General features: G+C 55.3%; 14 protein-coding genes and 1 tRNA gene. 12 read left to right on the forward strand and 3 right to left on the reverse strand.

What is annotated here, in order from left to right; genetic code table 11:
• Positions 1-76 precede the first annotated feature (76 nt).
• Positions 77-919 carry a metallophosphoesterase gene (locus AOB54_04685; protein WVN42672.1) on the forward strand — a complete coding sequence of 281 codons (843 nt, stop codon included), beginning with the start codon at positions 77-79 and terminating at the stop codon, positions 917-919.
• Positions 910-994 (forward strand) — tRNA-Leu (locus AOB54_04690). Before AOB54_04685 ends, AOB54_04690 begins: the two co-directional genes overlap by 10 nt.
• A gap of 17 nt (positions 995-1011) precedes the next feature.
• Here the strand turns inward: AOB54_04690 and AOB54_04695 are convergent.
• From AOB54_04695 to AOB54_04705, 3 genes are read right to left on the reverse strand one after another with little or no spacing between them, the layout of a single operon-like run.
• Positions 1012-2001, reverse strand: a complete 990-nt coding sequence (locus tag AOB54_04695; protein ID WVN42673.1) for a hydroxymethylglutaryl-CoA lyase — start codon at positions 1999-2001, stop codon at positions 1012-1014.
• Positions 1998-3206 carry a CaiB/BaiF CoA-transferase family protein gene (locus AOB54_04700; protein WVN42674.1) on the reverse strand — a complete coding sequence of 403 codons (1209 nt, stop codon included), beginning with the start codon at positions 3204-3206 and terminating at the stop codon, positions 1998-2000. The genes AOB54_04695 and AOB54_04700 overlap by 4 nt, the downstream gene beginning before the upstream one ends.
• A gap of 25 nt (positions 3207-3231) precedes the next feature.
• The gene (locus AOB54_04705; GenBank protein WVN42675.1) at positions 3232-4221 is read right to left on the reverse strand and encodes a tripartite tricarboxylate transporter substrate binding protein; all 990 of its coding nucleotides are present in this window, start codon (positions 4219-4221) and stop codon (positions 3232-3234) included.
• A 130-nt stretch (positions 4222-4351) separates the two neighbouring features.
• On the opposite strand from AOB54_04705, the gene AOB54_04710 reads away from it, so the two are divergent.
• The 10 genes from AOB54_04710 to AOB54_04755 all read left to right on the forward strand — a co-directional run bounded on the left by AOB54_04710 (position 4352) and on the right by AOB54_04755 (position 12644).
• Positions 4352-5281 carry a LysR family transcriptional regulator gene (locus AOB54_04710; protein WVN42676.1) on the forward strand — a complete coding sequence of 310 codons (930 nt, stop codon included), beginning with the start codon at positions 4352-4354 and terminating at the stop codon, positions 5279-5281.
• A 72-nt stretch (positions 5282-5353) separates the two neighbouring features.
• Entirely contained in the window at positions 5354-6010 is a 657-nt protein-coding gene (locus tag AOB54_04715; protein WVN42677.1) for a thermostable hemolysin, read from the forward strand.
• Positions 6011-6014: 4 nt separating this feature from the next.
• Positions 6015-7481 carry an AMP-binding protein gene (locus AOB54_04720; GenBank protein WVN42678.1) on the forward strand — a complete coding sequence of 489 codons (1467 nt, stop codon included), beginning with the start codon at positions 6015-6017 and terminating at the stop codon, positions 7479-7481.
• Positions 7478-8146, forward strand: a complete 669-nt coding sequence (locus tag AOB54_04725) for an iron-containing redox enzyme family protein (protein ID WVN42679.1) — start codon at positions 7478-7480, stop codon at positions 8144-8146. The genes AOB54_04720 and AOB54_04725 overlap by 4 nt, the downstream gene beginning before the upstream one ends.
• A gap of 20 nt (positions 8147-8166) precedes the next feature.
• Entirely contained in the window at positions 8167-8970 is an 804-nt protein-coding gene (locus AOB54_04730) for an SDR family oxidoreductase (protein WVN42680.1), read from the forward strand.
• 16 nt (positions 8971-8986) lie between these two features.
• Positions 8987-9628 carry a hypothetical protein gene (locus tag AOB54_04735; protein ID WVN42681.1) on the forward strand — a complete coding sequence of 214 codons (642 nt, stop codon included), beginning with the start codon at positions 8987-8989 and terminating at the stop codon, positions 9626-9628.
• A 24-nt stretch (positions 9629-9652) separates the two neighbouring features.
• Entirely contained in the window at positions 9653-10315 is a 663-nt protein-coding gene (locus AOB54_04740; GenBank protein WVN42682.1) for a response regulator transcription factor, read from the forward strand.
• Positions 10315-11703 (forward strand): ATP-binding protein, encoded by a 1389-nt coding sequence (locus AOB54_04745; protein WVN42683.1) that lies wholly within the window; start codon positions 10315-10317, stop codon positions 11701-11703. The genes AOB54_04740 and AOB54_04745 overlap by 1 nt, the downstream gene beginning before the upstream one ends.
• 80 nt (positions 11704-11783) lie before the next feature.
• Positions 11784-12017 carry a hypothetical protein gene (locus tag AOB54_04750; protein WVN42684.1) on the forward strand — a complete coding sequence of 78 codons (234 nt, stop codon included), beginning with the start codon at positions 11784-11786 and terminating at the stop codon, positions 12015-12017.
• Positions 12018-12644, forward strand: a complete 627-nt coding sequence (locus tag AOB54_04755) for a hypothetical protein (protein WVN42685.1) — start codon at positions 12018-12020, stop codon at positions 12642-12644.
• Positions 12645-12657: the final 13 nt, after the last annotated feature.

The raw sequence follows: 12657 nt of genomic DNA on the forward strand, positions 1-12657 counted from the left end.
TATCGCTTCCGGCCTTAAGGTCTTTCCCGACTTGGCTGTACCAAGTCAGCCGGACCGATTGTAAACTGAGTCAACTATGCTGATTCATATCGCCTCGGACCTGCATCTGGAATACCTGAATAAGCGGTTTCCGGACTTCCTGCGTGTTGACCGCCTGTACACGCCATTTGCGGACGTGTTGGTCTTGGCCGGCGACATCCACGTAGGCACGGAAATGGTGAATAAGTTCGGCCAATGGCCCCACCCGGTGCTGTATGTGCCGGGTAACCACGAGTTTTATGACACGGCCATCGAGCCCCATGTGGCCAAGATTAAAGAGGCAGCCAAAAACACGGCGATGATTGTGTTATCGCGTGACGAATATATTGACCAGGGTGTGCGTTTTCTGGGGTGTACCCTGTGGACAGACTATCAGTTGATGGGAACAGGTGGTCGGCAGCTGGCCTCGATGTTTGCCTGCGAGGCCCGTATTGCGGATCACCGCAAGATTATGGGGGTGCAAAAAGCGGGGCAGGGTTTTTCGGCACAGCAGGCCTATGAGCTGCATTTGCAAGAGCGTGCATGGCTGGAAGCAAAGCTCAACGAACCCTTTGACGGTAAGACCGTGGTAATTACCCACCATGCGCCATCGCGGGGTAGCGTTCATCCGCGTTTCCGGGGGGACCCCTGCAATGCGGCCTTCGTATCTGATTTAGATGAGCTTGTGATGAAAGCCGACCTGTGGATCCATGGACACGTACACGACGCCTTTGACTACCAGGTGGGCAAGTGCCGGGTGGTGACCAATCCTGGCAGTTACGCCACAACCCTTGGCAAGGTCAAAAGCCCAGAGGAACTTGAGTTTGAGAACCCCGATTTTGACCCACAAAAAGTAATTGAGATAGAAGCTGTAAAATCTGAGCAATTCCTGCCCGGATGATGAAATAGGTAGACATACAGGACTTAAAATCCTGGGGCGCAAGCCGTGCCGGTTCGATTCCGGCTCCGGGCACCACAAGCTTTGATATCGCTTTAGGCTGCGTTTTTCCGCAGTGCCCGCTCACGGATCTCATCAAAATTGGCTGGGCGTTGGTGCAGATCGGAGCTTCTTCCGGCTTTGACAATCTGGCTTGGCACGTCGTGGCCAATGAGTGGCGCCAGCATTTTTGCAGTAGCGATGAGTTTCACCAGATCAACGCCCGTTTGATAGTGCATCAGGCCCAGGGCATGTACCACTTCTTCACTGCAGACATTACCAGTAGCGCCTGGCGCATAGGGGCAGCCGCCGATACCGCCAATAGAGGTGTCAAAGCGATTCGCGCCGGCATCGATAGCGGCCAAGATGTTGGCCAGACCCATGCCGCGCGTGTTGTGAAAATGCAGGGTTAACTCGGTGTTGGGCCAGCGCTCGATAAAGGCGTGGGTGATTTCTGCGACTTGGCGGGGATTGGCCATGCCAGTGGTGTCGCATAGTGTCACGCCATCGGCCCCCAGCTGAGTGATGAAACGATCACACCAGTCAAACACGGTTGATACGGGCACATCGCCTTCCATGGGGCAGCCAAAGACGCAGGAAAGCGATATGTTGACTCGCCGGCCAGCTGCTTTTGCCAGCTGGGTGACCTCGGCAAGGCCGCTGAACGATTGTTCACGTGTCATTCGCAGATTGCAAAGATTGTGGGTCTCGCTGGCGGACATGACCAGGTTTAACTCATCGGTGCCAGAGGCAATGGCGCGCTCTGCGCCCTTGATATTGGGTACCAGCGCGGTGTAGACGATCGCGGGATTACGTTCGATAGAACGCATCACTACGTCAGCATCTGACAGTGCAGGAATCGCTTTGGGGGAAACAAAGGCGGTAACCTCGATCTTGGCCAGGCCTGTTGCCGAGAGCGCATTGACGAGCGCAATCTTTTTGTCCGTATCGACAAAGACCGATTCGGACTGAAGGCCATCCCGAGTGCCCACCTCTTGGATGTAGATCCGTTTTGATTGCCCCTCCCAGACACCTGTGTTGCTCATGCAATCACCTTTTTGTCGCGTAATTCTTTAATCTGCGCTGTTGAGAGCCCCATGTTTTTTAACACCGCGTCGGTGTCATCGCCCAGATGGGGTGCAGAGCTGCGAATCGTGCCCGGCGTTTCAGAAAGTTTCGGCACAATCCCTGGCACTTTCACATCGTAGCCATCACGGGTGTGCTGGGTCAGGATCATGTCGCGCGCCTGAAAGTGCGCATCTTCCACAATGTCTTTGGCCGTATACACGCGGCCGGCGGGCACCTTTGCGGTGGCCAGTATCCCTAAGACGTCGTTTACAGTTCGTGTGGTTGTCCAAGCGCCAATGGCTTGATCGATTTCATCAACCCGTTTTACACGGCCTGCGTTGTCACCAAGGCTTGGGTCACTGCCCAGATCGTCTCGGCCAATGGCCGCCATGAGTCGCTTGAAAATACTGTCGCCATTACCTGCAATCAGCACCACGCCGTCACTGCAGCGATAAGCATTTGATGGTGCTATGCCGGGCAGGGCGCTACCGGCAGGTTCACGAATGGCATTAAAGGCATCGTATTCAGGAATCAGGCTTTCCATCACATTGAGCACGGCTTCAGTGAGCGCGACATCAATCACCTGGCCTTCGCCACCATTGACCTTCTTGTGATACAGCGCCAACAAAATGCCGATTACGCCATGCAGCGCCGCCAAGGTGTCACCAATGGAAACGCCACAGCGCACCGGAATGCGGCCTGGTTCACCGGTAAGGTGGCGCAGGCCACCCATGGCCTCACCAATGGCGCCAAAACCAGGCAGGTCACGATAAGGGCCGGTCTGACCATAGCCTGAAATGCGCAGCATCACTAGGCCAGGGTTGAGCTTATGAAGGTCTTCCCAGCCCATGCCCCATTGTTCAAGCGTGCCGGGTTTGAAATTTTCAATCAGTACATCGGCTTCGGCGATGAGTGAGCGGGCCAGATCTTGGCCCTCTTTTTGGCGCAGATCCAGCGCAATCGATTTTTTGTTTCGGGATTGCACCTGCCACCAGACCGAGGTGCCGTTTTTCATCAGGCGCCAATTACGCAGTGGGTCGCCTGTTTCGGGTGCCTCGATTTTGATGACATCGGCACCAAACTCTGCCAGGGTCTTGCCAGCAAATGGGCCAGCAATGAGCTGGCCCATCTCGACAACTTTAAGACCCTGGAGTGCCTTTGGTGAATTGACGATTGAATTCATGAAACGGCAGTCAAGGTATCAAGGCTTAGTCAGCCTTGATGTTGGAAGACTTCACCACGGCCTGCCAGCGAACTTGATCTTGCTTGACCATTTCGGCGAGTTCTTTCGGGTTCATGTAGTCGGCCTCGGCACCCAGATCAATCGCCTTTTGCTTGATCGCTGGCGTTGCCAAAATCTTGGCCACTTCTGCACTGAGCTTATCGATCACAGGCTTCGGGGTCTTCGCAGGCGCAAACAATGCAAACCAGGACGTGGGGTTGAGCTTTGGCATTCCCGCTTCAGCTGTGGTGGGCACATCGGGCATGCTGGGCAAACGCTTTTTGCTCGTGACCGCAATGGCACGCAGCTTGCCGGATTGAATGTGGGGAACAAAGGGTGGGGGTGTGCCAAAGGTCAGGTCCACCTGGCCGCCCACCAAATCGGTGAGCGCAGGGCCGGTTCCTTTGTAAGGAACGTGGGTCATCTTGATACCGGTCTGCTGCTCGAGCATGGCACCGGTGACGTGCTGTAAAGACCCGTTGCCCGAAGAAGCGTAGTTCAACTTTCCGGGGTTGGCTTTGGCGTAGGCCACCAACTCCGCCATGGTTTTAATCGGCAGATCGGCGCGCACCACAATGACCTGGGGGGCGGAAATCACGTTGGCGATCGGCACGAAGTCGTTGGCATTCCATGGCAGGGGCGATGACGACACGTAGGGCGTGATCACGTGGTAGCCGGAATACTGCATAAATAGGGTGTAGCCATCGGGCTCTGACTTCTTCACGGCCATTGCGCCGATCGTGCCGTTCGCACCACCTTTGTTCTCGACCACAACGGCCTGCCCAAGCGCTGCGGCAAGGGGCTGAGAGATCAGTCGGGCGGCCAGGTCGGTGGTACCGCCGGTTGCGGTGGGCACGACCATCGCAATGGTCTTGGTCGGGTAGGCCGTCTGGGCCGAAAGGGCGCCACTGGCCAGGCCGGCGGCGGCAATAGCCAGGCTGATGAACTGGCGTCTAGTGTGGTGGGAAAGGGTCATCAAAGTCTCCTTTAAAGGGGGGTAGCATCTGCTTTGGAGATGTTAGGCATTGGCGAACAGCCTGTAAAAATGTATTCTGGCACGTTGCCATCTCGTTTCGAGATGGTGGCCTCGCCCAAACAAGATAGCAATGCGACTTGACCCTGTATCCCTGCGTTTTTTTCTGGCCGTCATGGAAGAGGGCAACATCGCCCGGGCGGCATCCCGTGAGTTGATTGCGGCATCGGCGGTGAGCAAACGGATCAGTGAACTCGAGGCCGCTTTGGGGGCTGAGCTTTTTTATCGCGACAACAAGGGTGTGCGGCCAACCGCTGCCGCACAGACCCTGGCCGCCATGGCCCGCGGTGTGCTGCATCAGTTGGACTCCATCACAGAGGAGATGCGGGGGTATGCCACAGGCCTGCGTGGTCATGTCCGAGTCTTTGCCAACATCTCAGCCATCACCCAATTTCTGCCCGACCAACTCAAACAATTTCTTGAACGCTACCCGGATGTTCAGATTCACCTGCAAGAGCGCATCAGCAGTGAAGTGGCCCATGCCGTTGTCGAAAATGTGGCCGACGTGGGCTTTTTGCAAAGCGGCGACTATGGGGCTGGCCTAACCTTGATTCCTTACATCACAGATGAATTGGTGGTGATTGCAAAAGCATCCCATCCGATTGCAAAACGTGAGTCGGTCACGATTGATGACATTCTTGCCTACGATGTGGTGGGGGCCCATACGGGAAGTGCGATTAATAATCTTTTGATCAAGGCCGCGGGGGAAGTCGGTGGCCATCTGAAATTGCGGATTCAAGTCACCAGCTACGATGCCATGTCATTGATGGTATCGGCTGGCCTGGGTATCGGCGTGATGCCACGAAAAAGCGCACGCCTTTTTAGAGAATCCCAAGACATTGTTTGCGTCACGATTAATGCCCCCTGGGCTATACGGCAGTTGTCGATTTGTATTCGGGATCAGGCGTCGCTTTCTCCAGCCGCCAAGATGCTGGTGGACTGCCTGCTGGAGGGGAATTCCCTGGCGGCGCGCGGTTTGGTGCAGCCTGGAAGTACGATTTAGGTAACCCCAGAGTCTTAATCTCGCCTTAATTTTCCTGATAGACACTCCTGACCCATGAGCATCAGGAGTGATATGGCGATCGGACTGGGATTTCCTTGGACGGGGGCGGCTGCGGTGAAACCAGCACCAAGCCCAGGCCCTGTCGCGGCTGAATTTACGCCCGTTCTTGTGGATCGGTTTCATCCGCTGCGTTCGGGCTTAGAGGCTTACATCGCTGACGTGTATTTGCAGCGGTACCAGGCCCGCTTGAGTTACTTCCTTGACATCCTGATTGGTTTTCGGGATTCGCGGGGCCATTGGGTCGCCGCAGTGGGTTTCACTCCCTTGGCCCACCGTGGCGCATTTTCCGAGCAATACCTGGACGTACCGGTGGAGCGACTGGTGGCTGCCGCCGAGGCGCAGCGATCTGGATCATCCATCGTGTCACGTTGGGATCTGGTGGAGGTGGGTAACCTTGCTGCCGAGTCTCCTGGTATGGCAAGAAAAATCATTCAGGAAATGACCCGCTATCTTTACCGCCGGCGTTTTCGTTGGGTGGTGTTCACCGCGACACGGTCTTTGAAAAATGCATTCAAACGGCTGGGGTTTGAGCCTGTGGCACTTCAGGTTGCTGACCCAGCACGGCTCGGGCCACTCGCAGAGCAGTGGGGCAGCTACTACAGCACAGACCCCCAGGTCATGTACGCTGACACGGATAAAGCTTATGCATGCATGTTCCCAGAGACTTAATTCTTTGATCAGTCCTCCGGGGCGTCTTGTCGGCAGCGATGGCGTGATCATCGATGCCGAGGAAATCACTACACGGGCAATTCAGTTGGCCGAGGCACTTGCAACTCAGGTGGCCGATGGTGAGGCCGTGGGCCTGTTGTCAGACAATTCAGTCGATTGGGTGATTGCGGATCTTGGCCTGCAGTCTTTAAACGTGACGGTGATTCCTATTCCCGGTTTTTTTACTGCAGCCCAGGTCCAGCATCTTTTGGCGTCACGAAAGATCGGTGCAGTCATCGCTGCTCGCGGGCAGCCCCCTGCATTTGCAACATCTTGGCTCGACCCGATTGCCCTGCCGGGGCTGGCCTCACTTGCTCTCTACAAACGTGTGGCCGACACACCGGCCGCCGTTCCAGGTGCTGTGTATCAGAAAGTGACGTTTACCTCGGGCAGCACGGCGGAACCGAAAGGGATTAGTTTGACTGCGGAGCAGCAATGGACAGTGGCGAAGTCTCTTGACCACGTACTTGCGCCACTGAATCTGCGCCGTCATTTGGTCATGTTGCCGCTAAGTGTGCTGCTTGAAAACCTTGCGGGTGTTTACGCTGGCTTATCGATGGGAGCCGAGGTGGTGATTCCACCGCTGTCAGCAACTGGGTTGACGGGGTCTTCTGGCTTTGACGCCCAGCAGGCCATCCGCACCATTCGAGATAGTGGCGCCCAGAGCCTGATCACCTTGCCCCAGATGCTAAGAGAGATGGTTTCTTGTCTCGCGTCTTCGGGTGAGCAGCTGCCTAACCTGAAATTTGTTGCTGTGGGCGGGGGCAAAGTGGCTCCTGATTTGATTCAACGGGCACGCACCCAGGGCCTGCCGGTCTATGAGGGCTATGGTTTGTCGGAGCTGGCGTCGGTTGTTGCACTGAATCTGCCACAACAAGATCGTGTAGGAAGCGTGGGTCAGCCGCTTCCGCATGTGCAGGTGAAGATCGCTGCCGATGGTGAAATCTTGGTGGGTCCATCTGTAGATTGTCATGCAAATGCGGGCCTTGGTTTAAACAGGGGATGGGTCGCAACAGGGGATTTGGGCCACATTGATCAAGACGGTTTTTTATACGTGACAGGCCGCAAGAAAAACCTATTGATTACTGGGTTTGGTCGGAACGTTTCCCCCGAGTGGCCAGAGGCTTTATTGCTTTCCTGTGACGAGATCGCGCAAGCGTTTGTTTACGGCGAGGCGCAGACCAGGCTGTCGGCACTGATTTATCCAAGGCAGGCAAATGCATCTGACGATTCGCTAGCCCAGGCGATCAGCAGAATCAATGCAACCCTGCCGGATTACGCCCAGATTGGGCAATGGCACCGGTTGCCCGAACCATTCACGTATGCCAACGGACTGTTGACGGCCAACGGTCGTATGAAACGCGGCGCAATTCTGCAGCGTTACGAATCCATATTTAGTTCCGAATTAATTCAAAGGAGCCTTACTACATGAGTGATTTCTTCTCACAACTTCAGTCTGCGACCACAAAAGAGCGTGAATTCTTGGTGAGTGCACCAGTGATTCAAGATGCGGTGTCAGGCACCCTAAGTCGCGAGGACTATATGGCCTTTCTGGAGCAGGCCTATCATCACGTTAAACACACTGTGCCGCTCCTGATGGCTACCGGATCGCGCTTAGCACCCCATCAAATGTGGATGCAGGCTTCGATTGCCGAGTACATTGAAGAGGAGATCGGCCATGACGAGTGGATTTTGTCGGATATCGCAGCTTGTGGCGGCGACCCGGACCGTGTGCGAAAAAGCATTCCCAGTCATGCCACTGAGATAATGGTGGCGTATGCCTATTACCAGATTGAGCGGGTCAACCCTGTTGGTTTTTTCGGAATGGTGCATGTCTTGGAGGGGACCAGCGTGTCGCTTGCGACCCGCGCAGCCGCATCGATCCAGTCGTCTCTTGGTCTGCCAGGTAATGCGTTTTCTTATTTGAATTCCCATGGCAGTCTGGACATTGAACATGTTCAGTTTTTCGAGACCTTGATGAATGGGGTGACCAATCCACAGGACCAGCAGCAGATTCTGCATTGCGCCAAGCGCTTTTATCGACTCTACGGGGATATCTTCCGTAGTCTTCGTCGTGATGAAGCGGTCGCTGTTTAATTAAGACAGGAGCAGAAAGAATGGCTGGAACGCTATACCGAGCACTTGTTACTGGCGCATCTCGTGGCATTGGCCGTGAGATTGCGATTGCACTGGCACCAAAGTGCGAAAAATTATTTCTGGTGGCCCGCAGTCAGCAAGAGCTTGAATCTCTTCGTGGTCAACTTTCTTGCCCAGATGTTGTTGTTTTAAGTGGTGACTTGATGGATCAGGCCTTTGTCCACCACTTGAAGAAAGAGGTGACGGCACAGGGCGGCATCAACCTGTTGGTCAACAATGCAGGCGCCAGCGAGTTTGTCGAGTTCGGCCAGCAGTCGGAAAGCTCAATTGATCGGCTGATCGCACTAAACGTTACGTCGCTGGTGCGGTTGACCCAGGCGATGCTGCCAAGTCTGCGGGCTTTGGCCGGCACGGCGGCACGGGCCCAGATCATTAACATTGGATCGAGTTTTTCTTATATTGGCTACCCCGGATTCGCGGTCTATTGCGCAACGAAATATGCAGTCCGCGGTTTTACTCAGGCCCTTGGCCGAGAGTTGGACGGTAGTGGTGTGGTTGTTCGGTTATTTTCGCCACGCGCAACCAAGACCGAGATCAACAGCGAATCGGTGCGCGCCATGAACCGTGATCTTGGTGTGCGCGAGGACGATCCGGCCGATGTAGCAAGACAGTTCATGGTGTTTTGTGCTGGGCATGCCCCGGAATACCGGGTTGGTTTTCCAGAGAAATTGTTTGCCGTGATCAATCAGATTCTCCCCGGCGTCGTGAGCGGTGCGATTGCAAAACAATTACCCCGTATTCGGCAGGCATTTCAGAAGTCTTAAATTATCAGGAGCCACGATGTTCAAGAAAATCACCCCTTTCATCATCGCCAGCGCCATGCTGATCGGTACGCCCGTCTTTGCTTTATCGCCCGAGGTTGCCCAACTCCAAAAAGAATGGGCAGAGATAAAGTATAAGACCCCGAAAGACGATCAAGAGAAAAAGTTTGCCGTTCTGGTGAAGCAGGCGGCAGACCACGCCGTGGTGGCTCCCAAAGACCCTGAGGCGCTAATTTGGTACGGCATCATTGAGAGTTCCTATGCCGGTGCCAAGGGTGGGTTGGGCGCTTTGTCTCATGTGAAAAACGCCAAGAAAACGCTTGAGCGTGCGATTGCGATTGACCCGAAAGCCATGGACGGCTCTGCCTTGACCAGTCTGGGGTCGCTTTACTATCAAGTGCCCGGCTGGCCGATCAGTTTTGGTGACGATGCCAAGGCGGTGGATTATTTAAGGCAGGGGCTTGCGGTGAATCCCAACGGGATCGATCCCAATTTTTTCTACGGGGATTTCATGTTCCGTAGTGGCGAGTACGGGGCCGCGGAACAGGCGCTAAAAAAGGCGCGTCAGGCACCGCCTAGAGCGGGCCGTGAACTTGCCGACGACGGCCGCCGTCAGGAAATTGACCAATTGTTGGCTAAGATTGCCGATAAGAAACGTTAAGTAGTCCAGCCGAGGGGGGCGGTATTGAAAATTCTGGTCGTTGAAGATGACGAGATGATCGCATCGGGTCTGCGCACTGCCTTGGAGCGGGCCCATCACACCGTGGAGCATGCCGGCGATGGCCAGACGGGGCTTACGCTTGCCCAAGACGGTGCCTTTGATTTAATGATTCTGGATTTGGGGCTCCCAAAAAAAGATGGCCTTCAACTTTTAAAGTCCCTTCGCGACTCTGGCTCCCAGTTGGCGGTTCTGATTCTGTCAGCCCGAGATGGCACCAGTGATCGCGTGCGTGGGTTGGATCTTGGCGCAGACGATTATTTGGTGAAGCCGTTTGAACTGCAGGAGTTACTTGCCCGAGTCCGGGTGTTAGAGCGCCGACGGGCGAGTGTGGCCTCGAACACTGTGCAACGCGGCCCGCTGGTGCTGGATCTCAACGCCATGACACTGACCTGGAAGGGTCAGTTGGTGGATCTGCCGCGGCGGGAGTGGATGCTGCTTCGACTCTTGGTGGAAAACCCAACGCGGGTTTACTCGAGAACCCAGATTGAAGAAGCAATGTATGGCTGGGGCGAGGGTGCCGACAGCAATGCCATTGATGTTCACGTCCATCATCTTCGGCGAAAACTTGATCCCGATGTCGTTCAGACTGTCCGCGGCGTTGGTTACCGACTAGGAGATCTTCAATAATGGCCGTGAAGCCATACTCGTTGCGTGAACGGCTGCTTTGGAGTCTGTTTGGGTCGATGCTGGTGATCCTGGGGAGCATCGGTTTTGTTGCCCATGAAGTGAGTCAACACGAGGCCGACGAGGTGTTCAGTGCGCGGCTGGCGACATCCGCTCGGGTGCTTGAAGCATTGTTGGCACCCTCGTTGAGCAAGGCCACACTCGCCCAGCCTATCGTCATCACCCTGCCAGAGGCGTTGGAGCATTCTGAAACACATCAACCAACCAGTGCGGGCCACCCGTATGAGAGCAAACTCGCTTTTCAGGTCTGGAGCGACGCTGGCCAGTTGTTAGCAAAATCTGCAACAGCGCCGATGGATATGCTGGGGCCAAGAACGGCGGGGTTTCATGAGCACTTGGTCAATAATGAGATTTGGCAGGTATTTGCACTGCAGTCCGGCAGTATTTGGATATTTGCAGCAGAGAAAAATGATTTTCGTGAAGAGATGTCCAGCGAGATTAGTGTGGCCATTTTGACGCCACTTGCTCTTGGCGGTTTGTTGCTATTGCTGGTGACTAATTTTCTCGCGATCCGATCGGTCAAGCCGGTGCGTAGTCTGGCAAAGAGCATCTCGCAGCGTGAACCTAATTCACTTGAGCCAATCGGTGTGTCCAATATGCCAAGAGAATTACAGTCTGTGGTGGGCGAGCTCAATGCGCTTTTGAGTCGAGTTCGCTCGGCCTTTATTCGCGAGCAACGGTTTACAGATTCGGCGGCTCATGAATTGCGTACCCCCATTGCCGCCATCCACCTCCATCTGCAAAACGCCGAGTTAGCCACCAAACCGGAAGACGTTCTGGAATCTGTGTCTCAGGCCCTGGAGGCATCGCGCCGCGCCAAAAAACTTGCGGAACAATTGTTGGTCTATAGCCGTGTCAGCAGCTCGGTTGGCCTGGAAGATAAAAGCCCACTCGATTTAACAGCCGTGACTCGGCAGTTGCTCAACATGATGGGCCCGATCACCGCGCAGCGCGATCAGCAGATCGTCATGGCTGACTCTGACCCTGCAGTGATTCTTGGGGAACGAACAAAGATCGAGAGCCTGATTCAGAACCTGGTTGAAAATGCATCTCTCTACGGTCTCTCACCTGGCGTTATTTCGGTAGGCGTGAAGACGCAAGGCCCCGATGTGATCCTGACCGTTGAAAACGATGGCCCCGCCATTCCCGACGAAGAAAAGTCCAAAGTCTTTATTCCGTACTACCGGACTCCGGGCAGCAAGGTGTCAGGCACCGGACTGGGTCTGGCTATTGTTCAGGAGATCGCCAATCAACACGGGGCCACTGTTGAGATTGAAGACCGTATCCCCGGTGCTGGCGTGCGCGTTCGGGTGGTTTTTCCTAAACCCTAGCGCGCGGCATAACCGTTGGTGTACCAGTTCGACCATTGGCCCGCTAGAATGCGGACATTGATTTTCAAAGGACAATTCAGATGAAAACCGTTTCCCGCCGCGTTGCGGCACTCGCTCTAGCGCTCTCGGCCGGCGTTGCCGCACCGGGGGCTGTTGCACAGGAAAAAAAGTCGGGCGCTCCTTGTGGCCCCAGCAAGCAAAGCCGTAAGTCCAATCCCTGCGGCCCGAGCAAACCATGTGGCCCCTCGAAGCGATCGGGTAGCCCCTGTGGCCCATCCAAGCCTTGTGGCCCAAAGCAAAAGAAAGAGAAGTAAATGTCTTGTGTGGCATCGGCCCAGTTGATTGTGGGGGTGATGTCGCAGCTTGCCGCGCGGCAATCTAATCTTTGTCTGGCCGCGCTGGCCGGTGCCCGTAGTTTTCAAGAGTGGCGGCACTACCCAGAACACGATGCGGTAGACCGCCAACACGCCACTGAGTTTTACTACCATGCCCACGCGGCCAAAGAGCGGCTTGCCGATGAGCATGGCCACTTCCATGTCTTTTCCAGAAGCAGCCGGACCAATCGCTTTCATCACTTGGCAGGCATTTCCTTGAATCCGCTTGGAATGCCCACGCGGCTGTTTTTGACCAATCAGTGGGTCACAGGTGAGTCATGGGTGAGTGCGGCACGTATTGCGCCGCTGGTGGCCCGCTTTGAGTGCCAGGTCTCTGGCCGCTTGGCACCGGTTGCCACCTGGATTACGGCGATGATTCGGGTGTATGCGCCTGAAATCATGGCTTTACACGCCCAACGTCAAGCCTGGTCAATGCGCGGGGTTGATTCTGTGCGTGAGCGTCATGCCCGGCTTCATGATCAGCGTCACGCGGTGATCGCCCAGAAGAAACTTAATCTGCCACGCCATCTTGCTGCGCTTGGTGCTGTCGCCATACCAGCGCGCTGACAGGCGAAAATTT

Origin of the sequence: beta proteobacterium MWH-UniP1 (assembly GCA_036362785.1) — a bacterium.
GTDB lineage: Bacteria > Pseudomonadota > Gammaproteobacteria > Burkholderiales > Burkholderiaceae_A > Lacustribacter.